15 protein-coding genes and 1 riboswitch are annotated in these 13517 nt (G+C 63.4%); of the genes, 12 read left to right on the top strand and 3 right to left on the bottom strand.

Translation table 11 applies throughout. The annotated features are described in order from the left end of the window. Window positions 1–101: 101 nt before the first annotated feature. From C7I85_RS10380 to C7I85_RS10370, 3 genes are all read left to right on the top strand, one after another. Window positions 102–1034, top strand: coding sequence for a DnaJ C-terminal domain-containing protein (locus C7I85_RS10380; protein WP_106723888.1), 933 nt, complete (start codon window positions 102–104; stop codon window positions 1032–1034). Window positions 1035–1160: 126 nt separating this feature from the next. After that, the gene (gene fabI / locus C7I85_RS10375) at window positions 1161–1985 is read left to right on the top strand and encodes an enoyl-ACP reductase FabI (protein WP_106723887.1); all 825 of its coding nucleotides are present in this window, start codon (window positions 1161–1163) and stop codon (window positions 1983–1985) included. A gap of 33 nt (window positions 1986–2018) precedes the next feature. Beyond that, window positions 2019–2606: a histidine phosphatase family protein gene (locus tag C7I85_RS10370; protein ID WP_106723886.1), complete on the top strand. Its 588-nt coding sequence runs from the start codon at window positions 2019–2021 to the stop codon at window positions 2604–2606. A gap of 8 nt (window positions 2607–2614) precedes the next feature. Here C7I85_RS10370 and C7I85_RS10365 read toward each other — a convergent pair whose 3' ends face one another. After that, complete coding sequence (locus C7I85_RS10365) at window positions 2615–3034, bottom strand: MarR family winged helix-turn-helix transcriptional regulator (RefSeq protein ID WP_181257131.1); 420 nt, start codon at window positions 3032–3034, stop codon at window positions 2615–2617. A gap of 107 nt (window positions 3035–3141) precedes the next feature. Between C7I85_RS10365 and C7I85_RS10360 the strand changes: the two genes are divergently transcribed. Next, entirely contained in the window at window positions 3142–3618 is a 477-nt protein-coding gene (locus C7I85_RS10360) for a cupin domain-containing protein (RefSeq protein ID WP_106723884.1), read from the top strand. Window positions 3619–3759: 141 nt separating this feature from the next. On the opposite strand, the gene C7I85_RS10355 is transcribed toward C7I85_RS10360, so the two are convergent. Next, window positions 3760–4008 carry a DUF1344 domain-containing protein gene (locus C7I85_RS10355; protein WP_106723883.1) on the bottom strand — a complete coding sequence of 83 codons (249 nt, stop codon included), beginning with the start codon at window positions 4006–4008 and terminating at the stop codon, window positions 3760–3762. A gap of 302 nt (window positions 4009–4310) precedes the next feature. Here C7I85_RS10355 and aroC point away from each other — a divergent pair, with 302 nt between their 5' ends. The 3 genes from aroC (at window position 4311) to C7I85_RS10340 (ending at window position 7664) form a co-directional block, all read left to right on the top strand. Continuing rightward, on the top strand, window positions 4311–5411 hold the full coding sequence (gene aroC / locus C7I85_RS10350; protein WP_106723882.1) for a chorismate synthase: 1101 nt from the start codon (window positions 4311–4313) through the stop codon (window positions 5409–5411). 81 nt (window positions 5412–5492) lie between these two features. Beyond that, entirely contained in the window at window positions 5493–6593 is a 1101-nt protein-coding gene (gene ribB, locus C7I85_RS10345) for a 3,4-dihydroxy-2-butanone-4-phosphate synthase (protein WP_106723881.1), read from the top strand. 87 nt (window positions 6594–6680) lie between these two features. Continuing rightward, a complete protein-coding gene (locus C7I85_RS10340; protein ID WP_106723880.1) occupies window positions 6681–7664 on the top strand; it encodes a hypothetical protein in 984 nt (327 codons plus the stop codon). Between the two features lie 6 nt (window positions 7665–7670). On the opposite strand, the gene bluB is transcribed toward C7I85_RS10340, so the two are convergent. After that, window positions 7671–8402 carry a 5,6-dimethylbenzimidazole synthase gene (gene bluB, locus C7I85_RS10335; protein WP_106723879.1) on the bottom strand — a complete coding sequence of 244 codons (732 nt, stop codon included), beginning with the start codon at window positions 8400–8402 and terminating at the stop codon, window positions 7671–7673. A 49-nt stretch (window positions 8403–8451) separates the two neighbouring features. Beyond that, window positions 8452–8622, bottom strand: a riboswitch (cobalamin riboswitch). Window positions 8623–8853: 231 nt separating this feature from the next. Here bluB and C7I85_RS10330 point away from each other — a divergent pair. The 5 genes from C7I85_RS10330 to C7I85_RS10310 all read left to right on the top strand — a co-directional run bounded on the left by C7I85_RS10330 (window position 8854) and on the right by C7I85_RS10310 (window position 13490). Further along, window positions 8854–9780: a histone deacetylase family protein gene (locus C7I85_RS10330; protein WP_106723878.1), complete on the top strand. Its 927-nt coding sequence runs from the start codon at window positions 8854–8856 to the stop codon at window positions 9778–9780. Between the two features lie 3 nt (window positions 9781–9783). Further along, entirely contained in the window at window positions 9784–10035 is a 252-nt protein-coding gene (locus tag C7I85_RS10325) for an exodeoxyribonuclease VII small subunit (RefSeq protein ID WP_106723877.1), read from the top strand. Between the two features lie 104 nt (window positions 10036–10139). Beyond that, entirely contained in the window at window positions 10140–11060 is a 921-nt protein-coding gene (locus tag C7I85_RS10320; protein WP_106723876.1) for a pirin family protein, read from the top strand. Window positions 11061–11173: 113 nt separating this feature from the next. After that, window positions 11174–13087 (top strand): 1-deoxy-D-xylulose-5-phosphate synthase, encoded by a 1914-nt coding sequence (gene dxs / locus C7I85_RS10315; protein ID WP_106723875.1) that lies wholly within the window; start codon window positions 11174–11176, stop codon window positions 13085–13087. A 106-nt stretch (window positions 13088–13193) separates the two neighbouring features. Next, the gene (locus C7I85_RS10310; protein WP_106723874.1) at window positions 13194–13490 is read left to right on the top strand and encodes a hypothetical protein; all 297 of its coding nucleotides are present in this window, start codon (window positions 13194–13196) and stop codon (window positions 13488–13490) included. The last annotated feature ends 27 nt before the right edge of the window (window positions 13491–13517 follow it).

Here is a 13517-nt window from a genome sequence, read left to right as displayed (position 1 = left end):
TCGCTCCACAACTTCTCCGATGGTGCCGCACTGGAATTTGTTCCTAGCGAGGAGCATATAGGGAGCTAGCTCCAATTCCAGATTCCGGCAGGCGAGAAGGCATGCGTGATCCCTATGAAGTGCTGGGCGTTTCCAAGAACGCATCAGCCAAGGAGATAAAGTCGGCGTACCGCAAACTCGCCAAGAAGCATCATCCGGACCAGAACCCGAATGATCCCAAGGCGAAGGACCGGTTTGCCGCGGCGAACCAGGCGTACGAGATCCTCGGCGACGAGAAGAGCCGTGGCGCGTATGACCGCGGCGAGATCGACGGCGAAGGCAAGCCGAAGTTCCAGGGTTTTCAGGGACAACCGGGCGGCGACCCGTTCGCGGGCTTCCGGCGGCAGTCCCAGGGGCAGGGGCCGGGCGGGGCGCATTTCGAATTCCGCAGCGGCGGTGTCGGCAACGAGCAATTCAGCGACAGCGACATCTTCAGCGAACTGTTCGGCCAGGCGTTCCGGCAGCGCGCCGGCGCGGGCGACACCGCCCAGCGCGCGCCCAAAGGCGCGGACCTCAACGCCACGCTCGAAGTCAGCATCGAAGAGGTGGCCGGCGCGGAGAAGGTGACGGCGATCTTCCCCGACGGGCGCAAGCTCGCGGTGAAGCTGCCACATTATGTCGAGGACGGCCAGACCATCCGCCTCAAGGGGCAGGGCGATGCCGGTCTCGGCGGTTCGGGCGACGCGCTGATCAAGATCCAGTTCAGGAACCATCCGCGATACCGGGTGGAAGGCCGCGACCTGCATGTCGATCTGCCGGTGCCACTCAAGGATGCCGTGCTCGGCGCCAAGGTGGCGGTGGAGACGCCGGGAGGACGGCTTGCGGTCAACGTGCCGGCTTGGTCCAGTTCGGACAAGGTGCTGCGCCTCAAGGGCAGGGGCCTGCCGCAGAAGGGCGCCGGCCATGGCGATCTCTACGCCCATGTCCGCGTCATGCTTCCCGAAGGTGGCGACCCGGAACTGGAAGCGATGATGAGGAAGCGCCAAACCATTTAAAACGCTTTAATCGGCGGTTTCGGCTCCCTTTGGCCGACGACTTCGACGCGCTGGGCGCTTGAAGGTGTCCTGTGCCTGTGCGATAGGGCTCTTCAGGTAGAAGAAGAGAATGCGGAGAGTGATCACATGACGGTTGGACAGGGCCTCATGGCCGGAAAGCGCGGGCTTATTCTTGGCGTGGCCAACAACCGGTCGATCGCCTGGGGTATTGCCAAGGCTTGCGCCGATCAGGGGGCTGAGATTGCTCTGACCTATCAGGGCGACGCCTTCAGGAAGCGCGTTGAGCCGCTGGTTGCCGAGCTTGGCGATCGTGCCCACATTGCCGGCCACTGCGACGTGACCGATCCGGAAAGCCTGGACGCGGTGTTCGACGGCGTTGCCAAGAAGTGGGGCAAGCTCGACTTCGTCGTTCACGCCATCGCCTTCTCCGACAAGGAGGAGCTGGACGGCCGCTACGTCGAAACCACGCGCGACAACTTCCTGCGCACGATGGACATCTCGGTGTTTTCCTTCACGACCATCGCCAAGCGCGCCGAGCCGCTGATGACCGATGGCGGCTCGCTGCTGACGCTGACCTATTACGGCGCCGAGAAGGTGATGCCGCACTACAACGTCATGGGCGTTGCCAAAGCCGCGCTCGAGGCGAGCGTGCGCTATCTGGCCGTCGATCTCGGCGGCAAGGGCATCCGCGTCAACGCGATTTCGGCCGGCCCGATCAAGACGCTTGCCGCTTCGGGCATCGGCGATTTCCGCTATATCCTGAAGTGGAACGAGTACAACGCGCCGCTGAAGCGCACCGTGACCCCGGAGGAAGTGGGCGATTCCGGCCTCTACTTCCTGTCGGACCTGTCGCGCGGCGTCACCGGCGAGGTCCACCACGTCGATTCGGGCTATCACGTCGTCGGCATGAAGGCCGTCGATGCGCCCGACATTTCCACCGTGAAGGACTGACGTCCGCAGTTTTCAGGAGGCGTGCGGGGCGTCATGTTTCCGCTTGTCTATTTCGTGCGCCATGGCCAGACGGCATGGAACGCCGAGGAACGTCTGCAAGGGCAGGCCGACACGGATATCACCGAGGTCGGCCGCACCCAGGCCGACCGCAACGGCCAGCGCTTGGCCGAACTGATCGCCGATCCGCACGAGTTCGATTTCGTCGCGAGCCCGATGCGGCGTACGCGCGAGACCATGGAGCGCGCACGCGCAGCCATGGGGCTGGCCTCGACCGACTACCGCACCGATCCACGGCTGGTGGAGGTGAATTTCGGCGACTGGCAGGGCTTTACCTTCCCCGAGCTGGAAGAGCGCTATCCGGGCTGCAAGGAGGAGCGTTCGCGCGACAAATGGGGTTTTGTGCCGCCCGGAGTGGGCGCCGAGAGCTATGAGATGATGCTTGGCCGGATACGGCCTTGGTTCGAGGAGCTGAAGCGCCCCACCGTCTGCGTGACCCATGGCGGCGTGCTGCGCGTCATCTTCAGGCTGGCGCAGTCGGTGCCGACCCATCTGGCTGCGGCGCTGGAAATCCCGCAGGATCGCGTGCTGCGGTTCGAAAACGGGCAGCTCGACTGGCTTTGACTCTGGGGCTAGCGAACCAGCGGCCCTTCCCAGACGAGCATCAGCAGTGCCTTGAGCTGGGCGAAACGCTCGGGTCCAAGTTCACTGCTCCACTCGCGCTCGATGTCGCGCAGTGTGTCGATGATTTTGGCGTATGCAGCGTGTCCGCGTTCGGTAAAGCGGACAATGCGCGCGCCGGCCTCACCTGGAACGTCGGTTCGGACGATATAGCCAAACCCCTCAAGGCTTCCGAGCAACTGGTTCATGGCCTGCTTGCTCATGCCTGCGCGCTCGGCGAGCGCGGCCGGGCGGACCTCGTCCGGCCCGGGAAACTGCAGCACCGCAATATGCGGCAGGCGCAGGTCGTCGAAGCCGGCTGTATTGAGTTCCTTGATGATCCGGCGATGAATCGCCTGAGCGGGAACGCGCAGCAGAGCGCCGATCAGCATGTCTTCCGTATTGATCGGAAAGCTCTTCGAAGGCGGGCTCATTGACATTCTCAGTAAATGGAGTTTACCTATGACGGTAAACCTAGTTTACTAGAGGAGACAGTGCAATGCCACAGGCCGCCATTGACCCTCACGTCAATCCTTCCGACGAAACCATCGGCACCAATGGGCTCACGGTTCGGTTCTTGCTGACCGGAGGTAACTCGAATGGTAGTGTCGCCGCCTTTGAACTTATCGTCCCACGCGCACAGAGGCTGCCAGCTCCAGCCCACAGCCATGACGGTTATGAAGAGACGATCTACGGTATCGACGGTGTGTTGACCTGGACCGTTGACGGAAAGCAAATCGATGTCGGACCGGGACAGGCGCTATGCATTCCGCGAGGGGCCGTTCATCGGTTCGACAATAACGGAAACCGGGACGTGAAGGTGCTCTGCGTGATTACGCCGGCGGCGATCGGTCCGGAGTATTTCCGCGAGACTTTCGCGGTTCTCAACGCTGCGGCCGGCGGTCCACCGGACCGAGCCAAGATGGCTGAAATCATGCGCCGCTACGGTCTTACCCCAGCGGTGCCGGCGCCATAGAGCCTGCGAGATGCGCACGGGCGCCTGATACGGTCGATGGCCTCACGGGTTCTAGGCAATCGCATCCGCCTGCGCGTCAACGCGGACCGGATCGCGCATGCGACAGCCTTTTGCGTCAGGCCGCCGGGGAGTCAAAAATCCCTATTCGGGTAGTTCCATATCGGTGATGGTGTTGACGCCGTTGATCTGGTCGTAGGCCAGAAGCACGTCCATGCCCTCCTTGAGGGCGTCCACGTCGAATTCGCCGGGTAGCTTGTAGGACTTGCCGTTGTCGAGCGTGATGGTCAGCTTATCGCGGTCGATTGCCTTGATCTTGCCTTCCGCTTCGGCGGCGTAGGCGGCGCTGGAGATCATCATGACAGCGGCGAGAGCGCCGATCAGGCTACGCATGTTCCATCCTCACTTACTTATCATTTGCGTCGACAGGCGACGGCTCGCAATTGCGATCATGAAGAAATCACTAACACGACGAATGTGTCAAAACTAAAACGGATATTCTATCCACTTATTTTTGTTACGTTATCTGTCGCGGAAACGAATCCCTGTTCAAGTTGCGACGTTCCGGCACAGGGTGCCGTCGCACAGGCAATCCGGGCCGGGATCCAAAAGTCGGCTGACATCGTTTGACCCTCGCCGAAAACGCCAATAGAACGCACCGCAGAGCCGGCGCGGCCGGGCAGGGCTGATTATCTATGTCGCACAACACTTTCGGACATATGTTCCGTGTCACCACCTGGGGCGAAAGCCATGGCGCGGCCTTGGGCTGCGTGGTCGATGGCTGTCCGCCGGGTATCCGCTTCACCCGCGCCGAGATCCAGCATGAGCTCGACCGGCGGCGCCCCGGCAAGTCGCGCTTCGTGACCCAGCGGCGCGAGCCGGACGAGGTGCAGGTTCTTTCGGGCTTCGTGCTCGACGAGGACGGCGAGACCATGATCACCACCGGCACGCCGGTGTCGATGATGATCGAGAACGTCGACCAGCGCTCGAAGGATTACGGCGAGATCGCCCGCCAGTACCGGCCGGGCCATGCCGACTACACCTATCAGGTGAAATACGGCCTGCGCGACTATCGCGGCGGCGGCCGCTCCTCGGCGCGCGAGACTGCTGCGCGCGTTGCGGCCGGTGCACTGGCACGCAAGGTGGTGCCGGGCATGGTGGTGCGCGGCGCGCTGGTTTCGATGGGCGTCAAGGACATCGACCGCAGCCGCTGGAACTGGAATTTCGTCGACGATCCGGAAAACCCCTTCTTCACGCCCGACCCGGAGTCGGTGCAGATGTTTGCCGACTATCTCGACGGCATCCGCAAGGCAGGCTCTTCGGTGGGCGCGGTTGTGGAGATCGTGGCCGAGGGCGTGCCCGCCGGCCTCGGCGCGCCGATCTATGCCAAGCTCGACCAGGACATCGCCTCCAACCTTATGTCCATCAATGCGGTGAAGGGCGTGGAGATCGGCAATGGCTTCGAGGCCGCGCGCATCACCGGCGAGGAAAACGCCGACGAGATGCGGATCGGCAATGACGGAAAGCCGGTGTTCCTGTCCAACAATGCTGGCGGTATACTTGGTGGAATTTCGACCGGTCAGGCGATCGTGGCACGTTTTGCGGTCAAGCCGACGTCGTCGATCCTGACGCCGCGCAAGTCCATCGACATCGACGGCAAGGACGTCGAGGTGATGACCAAGGGCCGCCACGATCCGTGCGTGGGCATCCGCGCCGTCCCCATCGGCGAGGCCATGGTTGCCTGCGCCATCGCCGATCACTACCTGCGCCATCGCGGCCAGACGGGAAGGGTTTAGGGGAATAAGGGAGTAGGGCAGTAAGGCGGTAAGTTTTCCGCGTCCTATTCCCCTACTGCCCCAGCGAACAAAGTGAGCAAAATGTCCTACGATCAAAAGAAAGTTGTCGAGGCGCTGCGGGCCTTCGAGCGTGGCGAGATCGTCGTCGTGATGGACGATGACGGACGCGAGAACGAGGGCGACCTGATCGTCGCGGCGGTGCATTGCACGGCCGAGAAGATGGCCTTCATCGTACGTCACACCTCCGGCATCGTCTGCGCGCCGATGCCGCGCGAGGATGCCCGCCGGCTGAATCTTGCGCCGATGGTCGCCGAAAACGACTCGGCCCACACAACCGCCTTCACCGTCAGCGTCGACTTCAAGCACGGCACCACCACCGGCATATCGGCCGATGACCGCACGCTGACCGTGCGCAATCTCGCCAACGACAATGCCGGGCCCAGCGATTTCGTGCGCCCCGGCCACATCTTCCCGCTGGTGGCGCGCGAGGGCGGCGTGCTGATGCGTTCGGGCCATACCGAAGCGGCCGTGGACCTCTGCAAGCTCGCCGGCCTGCCGCCGGTGGGCGTGATTTCGGAGCTGGTCAATGACGACGGCACGGTGATGCGCGGGCCGCAGGTGGCAGCCTTCGCCGAGGCCAACGGGCTGAAGCAGGTGTCGGTCGCCGATCTCATCACCTACCGCCAGCACCAGGAAAAGCTGGTGCAGCGCGTCGAGTGCTCCGACATCGACACGCCGTCCGGCAAGGCCAAGGCCTACACCTACAAGCTGCCGTGGGACATGATGCACCATCTGGCGATCGTCTATGGCGACATCCGCGACGGCGTGGAAGTGCCGGTCAGGCTGCATTCCGAAAACGTGGTCGCCGATGTCTTCGGCGGCGGCAAGGACCTGCAGTCGATCATGAAGGCCATGGGCGAATGCAGCCGCGGCGTCATCGTCTATCTGCGCGAGGGTTCGGTGGGCGTTGCCCATCAGGATCGCAACCGTCCGACCCATGGCGACGGCGAGACGCATGCCGAAGCCCTGCGGCGCGAGAACGAATGGCGCGAGATCGGGCTCGGCGCGCAGATCCTGCGCGATCTCGGCATTTCCTCGATCAATCTGATCGCGTCGCGCGAGCGTCATTATGTCGGCCTCGAAGGTTTCGGCATCAAGATCGCCAAAACTGAAATTCTCTAACGAGAAACGTCGCTGCCGCGCGGCAGACGCTTGACAATATTTCCCCTCAGGACATGCTAATTTAGCCTGTCTTGGGGGGATTGTTGCATGTGGGACTTCGATATCGGCAAGACGCTGTCGCTGATGATGAAGACATGGCCCTTCATCATCTTTCGCATCATCGTGTTTTTCGCAATCACGGCAGCATATGTTCTGGCCACCGGCGCAGGCGCAGGCGTCGGCTATGGCGTGGGCCACATCCTGGGCGGCGAGGGCGGCCCGGCCACCTTCTCGGTGTGGGGCGGCATACTCGGCTTCGGCGCCGTGTCGCTGATCGTCTACTGGATCCGCGAATACATCCTCTACATCGTCAAGGCGGGCCACATCGCGGTCATGGTGCGGCTGCTGGACGGGCATGCGGTGCCCGGCGACCGCGGGCAGATTTCCTATGCCAGGGAGATCGTGACGGCGCGTTTTGCCGAGGCGAATGTGCTCTTCGTGCTTCACCAGCTCGTCAAGGCGGTCATCGCGGCGATCACCGGTTTGCTCGGCGGCATTGCCGCTTTCCTGCCCATTCCGGGGCTCGACGGGGTGGTGAAATTCGTCAACACGGTCATCCGTCTGTCGCTGACCTATGTCGACGAGATCATCCTCGCCTACAACATCCGCATCGACAGCCACAGCCCCTATGAGACCGCGCGCCAGGGTGTGGTCCTCTATGCTCAGAATGCCAAGACGATGGTGAAGAACGCCATTTGGCTGGCGATCATCATGTGGGGCCTGACCTTCGTCATCTTCCTGATGATGCTCACGCCCGCGGCTGCAATTCTCTATGTCATGCCGGGTCAGATGGCCGGCTGGGCATTCGTGCTGGCGATCGTCTTCGCCTGGGCGATCAAGGCGGCGCTGATCGAGCCCTTCGCGCTCGCCTCGCTGATGCAGGTCTATTTCAAGGCGATCGAAGGCCAGACCCCCGACCCCGACTGGGATCGGCGGCTGGCCGAAGTGTCGGCCAAGTTCCGCGCCCTGAAGGACAAGGCGCTGGGTTCGGCCAGCGAGCCTGCCTGGCAGCCGGTCAAGCAGGCGGGCTAGGCAGCGTCAGGATTGCCTGCCAAGGGCTTCCAGCGCGACGGTCTCCTTGAGCGAGGTTTCTCCGGAACCACCGAACACCTCGCTCATGATCAACTCGGGCAGGGGCAGGCGATTGCCCCAGCCGCTCGCTTCGAGATCCGGCTTCGGCGCGAATTCGGAGACGCGGCCCACGCACAGATAGGCGATGGGCGCCACATGCTCGGGAATGCCGAGAAGCTCCTTCAGCGCCTGTTCGTTGAGAATACTGACCCAGCCTATGCCTACGCCCTCGGCACGCGCGGCGAGCCAGAGGTTCTGCACGGCGCAGACGGTGCTGTAGAGATCCATCTGCGGATTGTGCCAGCGGCCGAGCGGCGAGTTTTCCGAGCGCCGCCGGTCGCAGGTGATGCAAAGGTTCAGTGCGCTTTCGCAGATGCCTTCGAGCTTGAGCTTGCGGTAGAGCGCCTGGCGCTCGGCGGCAATGGCGGGCAGTTCCTGCTCGCGGGCGGCGAGGAAAAGGTCGCGCACGGCCGCGCGGCGTGCGGCATCGCGAACGACGATGAAATTCCATGGCTGCATGAAGCCCACAGACGGCGCGTGATGGGCGGCCAGCAAAAGCCGCGCCAGAACGGCGTCTTCCAACGGCTCGGATGAAAAATGGCTGCGGACGTCGCGGCGCGTGAAGATGGCGCGGTAGACCGCTGCGCGCGCAGCGTCTTCGAAGGCGTTTTCGGGCATAGGATGGCTGCTTGCCGGCATCGCGTTTCCCCTTGCGAACAGGCTCGGCATCGTTCCGCCTGACCATGCGGACGACTATTTCTGCCTGGCCGGTCTTCTGGCTCGGGTTCGTCCCGTCATCGGCGCCTTCCCGTTCTTAAAAACAGTGGCTTTGCCGATGCGGTCCCCCTTACAGCGTTGGGCACGCCGCGGATTTGCACCGCGTTCCCGATTCTCCCGCCTTGGAGCGCAATGGCTTCTCCTTGAGACGCCATCTTGCTCCAAGTTTCAGGAGCATGATCTTGTCCGAAAAGTCTGCAACTTTTCGGGATCATGCTCTAAGGCAGGCACCTTGCAGCGCAGCGACACTATCGCGAAATGGCTGGCGGCGCATCCTCGTCATGCGACATGCATTTTGGAGAAAGGACAATTTTCCCCAGCCTTCGGCAGGTAGTGCGTGGCGATGGGCGGCTTTGCTGATAAACTGTAGAGGATGACCACGCGCCTTTACTCGCATCCGATCTATCTCGAGCACCTGACGCCTACCGGGCACCCGGAGCGGCCGGACCGCTTGCGCGCTATTGCGCGCGTGCTGGAAGACGAGCCGTTTTCCGATCTCGTTCGCGTCGAGGCGCCGGCAGGCGACGAGTCGACGCTGCTGTTCGTTCATCCGGAGGATTTCGTCGACCGGATTCGTGCCGCGATTCCCGAAGAAGGCGTGCGCGCGATCGACGGCGACACCACTTTGAGCCCGAAGAGCTGGCAGGCGGCATTGACCGCCGTGGGTGCCGCCAATGCGGCGGTGGACGACGTCTTCACCGGCAAGGCCGACAATGTCTTCGTGGCTGCGCGCCCACCCGGGCACCATGCCGAGAAGGCCACGGCCATGGGCTTTTGCCTGTTCAACAATGCGGCCGTCGCGGCCCGCTACGCGCAGCGCAAATACGGCGCCGAGCGCGTCGCGATCGTCGACTGGGACGTGCACCACGGCAACGGCACTCAGGACATCTTCTGGAACGATCCGAACGTGCTGTTCTGCTCCACGCACCAGATGCCGCTGTTTCCGGGCACCGGCGCCAAGGACGAGACGGGCGTCGGCAACATCGTCAACGCGCCGCTCTCGCCAGATAGCGGCAGCGACCTGTTCCGCGAGGCTTTCCGCGCACGCGTGCTGCCGGCGCTGGACGACTTCAGGCCCGATCTGATCATCATCTCGGCCGGCTTCGACGCGCATCATCGCGACCCGCTGGCGGAGATCAATCTCACCGAAGAGGATTTCGACTGGGCAACCGGCCAGGTAATGGATCGCGCGGCACGCCACGCGAACAACCGCATCGTCAGCCTGCTGGAAGGCGGTTACGACCTGCAGGGCCTGGCATTCTCGGTCGCGGCGCATGTGAAGCGCCTGATGAAGGGATAATTTATGGATACCGAAGCGAATACCGACATCAAGACCATGAGCTTCGAGCAGGCGCTGGAGGCGCTGGAGCGCATCGTCGACGATCTGGAGCGCGGCGACGTGCCGCTCGACCAGTCGATCCGTATCTATGAGCGCGGCGAGGCGCTGAAGGCCCATTGCGACCGCCTGCTCAAGGCAGCCGAAGACAAGGTGGAGAAGATCCGCCTGTCGCGCGACGGCAAGCCCGTAGGAACCGAGCCGCTCGACGGCGAGTAGGGCAGCTGTGAACGATCCGTCTCGGCTCGGCGGCCTTTCGATTGCCGCTGCCGGGGCGTAACCTGCAGTGAAGATTGTACGGCTGCCGCCGACTGGAGGTTACCATGAGCTTCTTCCCCGCACGCGATCCCGAGCCGGGCGACGCATTTTCCTGCGATGCCATCGAGCTAATGGTGGTGCCCAACGCCAAGGATATCGGCGGCTTCGAGGTGCGGCGGGCGCTGCCTACGGCGCGGCGCAGGCTGGTCGGCCCCTTCATATTCTTCGACCGCATGGGTCCCGCGATCCTGCGGCCGGGTACGGCGCTGGATGTGCGCCCGCATCCGCATATCGGGCTGTCCACTGTCACTTATCTGTTTGACGGCATGATCCGGCATCGCGATTCGCTCGGCACCGAGATGGTGATCTCGCCCGGCGACGTGAACCTGATGACGGCCGGGCGCGGCATCGTCCATTCCGAGCGTACGCCGGAAGAGATCCGCAGCGCGACGACCTCGATCTCCGGCCTGCAGACCTGGATCGCGCTGCCCGACAACAAGGAGGAGATTGCGCCGGGCTTCGAAAACACGGCGAACACCGCGCTGCCCGAATTCAAGGCGGATGGCGCAAAAGTACGCGTGGTGATGGGCGATTTCGAAGGCCATCGCGCGCCGGTTACCACCTTCCATGACACGCTCTATGTCGATGTCCGGCTTGATCCGGGCGCGCGCATTCGCATCCCCGCCGACGCGGAAGAGCGGGCGATCTACGTGCTGGAAGGCGATGTCGTGATTTCCGGCGACCGCTTCCCGCCCGACCGGCTTTTGGTATTCCGTCCGGGTGACGAGATCGTGGTTTCGGCCGAGCGCGGCGCGCATTTCATGCTGTTCGGCGGCGCCTCGCTGGGCTCGAAGCGCTACATATGGTGGAATTTCGTTTCCTCCTCCAAGGAGCGCATCGAGCAGGCCAAGGAGGAATGGAAGACCGGCCGTTTCGACATCGTGCCGGGCGACGAGGAGGAATTCATTCCCCTGCCGGAGGACTGATTTCCGTGCGGGAGACAGGGTAAAAGGGTCGCGCGGCAGCGCCGCGCATTTACATTCTGGGGCCGACACTCTATCTCCCAAGCGGTATTGATCGATTGAATAGGCCATATGACGTGACTTTGCCGCCCAATACGCCGCTGCTCGACAAGGTGCGCATTCCCGCCGATCTGAAGGCGTTGCCCGAAAGCGACCTGCCGCAACTTGCCGCCGAGCTGCGCGCCGAACTGATCGACACGGTCTCGCATACGGGCGGCCACCTCGGCGCCGGGCTGGGCGTCGTCGAACTTACGGTTGCACTGCATTACGTCTTCGACACGCCGGGCGACCGTCTCATCTGGGACGTTGGCCATCAGTCATACCCGCACAAGATCCTCACCGGCAGGCGCGATCGCATCCGCACGCTGCGCCAGGAAGGCGGCCTCTCGGGCTTCACCAAGCGCACCGAGAGCGAATACGATCCCTTCGGCACCGCCCACTCCTCGACGTCGATTTCGGCGGGCCTCGGCATGGCCGTGGCGCGCGACCTGAAGGGCGGCAAGAACAACGTCATCGCGGTGATCGGCGACGGTGCCATGTCGGCGGGCATGGCCTATGAGGCGATGAACAATGCCGGCGCGCTGAACTCGCGGCTCATTGTGATCCTCAACGACAACGACATGTCGATTGCGCCGCCGACCGGCGCGATGAGCGCCTATCTGGCGCGCCTCGGTTCGGGCCGCACCTATCAGGGCATTCGCGACCTCGGCAAGAAGCTGACCTCGCATCTCGGCCCGCGTGTCGACCGCGCGATCACTCGCGCGGTGGAGCACGCGCGCGGCTATGTCACCGGCGGCACGCTGTTCGAGGAACTCGGCTTCTTCCACATCGGCCCCATCGACGGCCACAATCTCGAGCACCTGATTCCGGTGCTGAAGAATGTGCGCGACAATGGCGACGGGCCCGTGCTCATCCATGTCGTGACGCAGAAGGGCAAGGGCTATGCCCCGGCCGAGGCGGCCGCCGACAAGTATCACGGCGTCAACAAGTTCGACGTCATCACCGGCGCGCAGGCCAAGGCGCCGGCCAACGCGCCGAGCTACACCAAGGTTTTCGCCCAGAGCCTGATCCAGGAAGCGCGCGAGGACGACAGGATCGTCGCCATCACCGCTGCCATGCCGTCCGGCACTGGCCTCGACCTGTTCGGCGAGGTTTTCCCGACCCGCACCTTCGATGTCGGCATTGCCGAACAGCATGCCGTGACCTTCGCGGCAGGCCTTGCCACCGAGGGCCTGAAGCCTTTCGCGGCGATCTATTCGACCTTCCTGCAGCGTGCCTACGACCAGGTCGTGCATGACGTGGCGATTCAGAAGCTGCCGGTGCGCTTCCCTGTCGATCGCGCCGGCTTCGTCGGCGCCGACGGGCCGACCCATTGCGGCGCCTTCGACACCACCTATCTCGCCTCGCTGCCGGACTTCGTGGTGATGGCGGCCGCCGACGAGGCGGAACTGCGCCACATGGTGCGCACGGCTGCGGCTTACGACGAAGGCCCGATCGCCTTCCGCTATCCGCGCGGCAATGGCGTGGGCGTGGAAATGCCCGAGCGCGGCTCGGTGCTGGAAATCGGCAAGGGCCGCATTGTGCGCGAAGGCACCAAGGTCGCGCTATTGTCCTTCGGCACGCGCCTGCAGGATTGCTTGCTGGCCGCCGAGGAGCTGACTGCGGCAGGGCTTTCGACCACCGTGGCCGATGCCCGCTTTGCCAAGCCGCTGGACGAGGATCTGGTGCGCCGCCTCGCCACCTCGCACGAGGTGCTGCTAACGGTGGAAGAAGGCTCCATTGGCGGCTTTGCCAGCCATGTGCTGCACTTCCTCGCCAAGGAAGGCCTGCTCGACTCGGGTCTCAAGGTGCGGCCACTGGTGCTGCCGGACGAATTCGCCGACCACGCAAAGCCCGAGAAGATGTATGTCGACGCCGGGCTTGACGCGACCGGCATCGTGCGCACGGTCTTTGCAGCGCTCGGTCGCTCCATCCGTTCGGCGACTGCCTAACCATCTGTTTACGCTGACATTTGGCGCTTTGCTTACCCTTTCTCTTGGCCGTTTCTTAGCGCGACTGGCCTAAAGCTCTCCCCCAAAAGGCAGGGGAGAGGCGGCAATGAGAACAATCCTGGCAGGCGCGATGCTGCTCGCCGCGCTGGCGGTGCCGGCGGCGGCAGAGACGCGCTACGACGTCAAGCTGGAACAGGCGGTGATGGACATCGTGGCCGGCAAGATGGGCGATATAAGGGGCACCATTTCCTACAGGCGCAAGCTGGAATCGGTGATCCTGCCGGTGTCTTTCCTGCACAACCAGACTGTCCCGGAAACGCGACGGGCCGAGGTCGAATTCTCTGGCGGAGACTTACTGCCGGAAGGCAGACGGGCGGCTCCGAGGATCGTCGCCACCTTTTGATCGACCGGTGGTTCGACGCGCTTGCCT

This window comes from Pseudaminobacter soli (ex Li et al. 2025) (genome assembly GCF_003012705.1).
Taxonomy (GTDB): domain Bacteria; phylum Pseudomonadota; class Alphaproteobacteria; order Rhizobiales; family Rhizobiaceae; genus Pseudaminobacter; species Pseudaminobacter soli.
This window is presented reverse-complemented; position numbering and strand designations above follow the sequence as displayed.

Excerpts from the sequence above, each read along its gene's own strand:
- C7I85_RS10380 (WP_106723888.1), top strand. The coding sequence starts at position 102 with ATGCGTGATCCCTATGAAGTGCTGGGCGTTTCCAAGAACGCATCAGCC.
- fabI (WP_106723887.1), top strand. The coding sequence starts at position 1,161 with ATGACGGTTGGACAGGGCCTCATGGCCGGAAAGCGCGGGCTTATTCTT.
- C7I85_RS10370 (WP_106723886.1), top strand. The coding sequence starts at position 2,019 with ATGTTTCCGCTTGTCTATTTCGTGCGCCATGGCCAGACGGCATGGAAC.
- C7I85_RS10365 (WP_181257131.1), bottom strand. The coding sequence starts at position 3,034 with ATGCTGATCGGCGCTCTGCTGCGCGTTCCCGCTCAGGCGATTCATCGC.
- C7I85_RS10360 (WP_106723884.1), top strand. The coding sequence starts at position 3,142 with ATGCCACAGGCCGCCATTGACCCTCACGTCAATCCTTCCGACGAAACC.
- C7I85_RS10355 (WP_106723883.1), bottom strand. The coding sequence starts at position 4,008 with ATGCGTAGCCTGATCGGCGCTCTCGCCGCTGTCATGATGATCTCCAGC.
- aroC (WP_106723882.1), top strand. The coding sequence starts at position 4,311 with ATGTCGCACAACACTTTCGGACATATGTTCCGTGTCACCACCTGGGGC.
- ribB (WP_106723881.1), top strand. The coding sequence starts at position 5,493 with ATGTCCTACGATCAAAAGAAAGTTGTCGAGGCGCTGCGGGCCTTCGAG.
- C7I85_RS10340 (WP_106723880.1), top strand. The coding sequence starts at position 6,681 with ATGTGGGACTTCGATATCGGCAAGACGCTGTCGCTGATGATGAAGACA.
- bluB (WP_106723879.1), bottom strand. The coding sequence starts at position 8,402 with ATGCCGGCAAGCAGCCATCCTATGCCCGAAAACGCCTTCGAAGACGCT.
- C7I85_RS10330 (WP_106723878.1), top strand. The coding sequence starts at position 8,854 with ATGACCACGCGCCTTTACTCGCATCCGATCTATCTCGAGCACCTGACG.
- C7I85_RS10325 (WP_106723877.1), top strand. The coding sequence starts at position 9,784 with ATGGATACCGAAGCGAATACCGACATCAAGACCATGAGCTTCGAGCAG.
- C7I85_RS10320 (WP_106723876.1), top strand. The coding sequence starts at position 10,140 with ATGAGCTTCTTCCCCGCACGCGATCCCGAGCCGGGCGACGCATTTTCC.
- C7I85_RS10310 (WP_106723874.1), top strand. The coding sequence starts at position 13,194 with ATGAGAACAATCCTGGCAGGCGCGATGCTGCTCGCCGCGCTGGCGGTG.